Below are 260 nucleotides of genomic sequence, written 5' to 3'. Positions count from 1 at the left end.
GTGGAATGCTTCTCGGCCTGAGCCTGCTCGGGCGGCTCTCCATGCGCTTCGGCATCTCACCAATCCCCTTATATCTGCTTGCCGGGCTTGTCCCTGAGCGAGCAGCTGCCGCACGACCCCCCGCCTGGCAACGACCAGCTGCCCGGATGCCCGACGGCGAAGAAGCCTCGCGGTGTTTCCAGGCAGGCCTCACCGTCGCCGTTGCCATAGCGACCGGCGGGTTCGCCCGAGGTCTTCATGTTCAGCTTCGACACCCAGAC

1 protein-coding gene is annotated in these 260 nt (G+C 65.8%); it reads right to left on the bottom strand.

Features of this window, described 5'->3' with window-relative positions; translation table 11 throughout:
• Positions 1 to 68: 68 nt before the first annotated feature.
• On the bottom strand, positions 69 to 260 hold a 192-nt coding region (locus ABFX56_RS16155; protein WP_346234375.1), incomplete at its 5' end, for a hypothetical protein.

It is taken from the genome of Parafrigoribacterium mesophilum (assembly GCF_039652555.1).
Lineage (GTDB): Bacteria > Actinomycetota > Actinomycetes > Actinomycetales > Microbacteriaceae > Parafrigoribacterium > Parafrigoribacterium mesophilum.
This window is presented reverse-complemented; position numbering and strand designations above follow the sequence as displayed.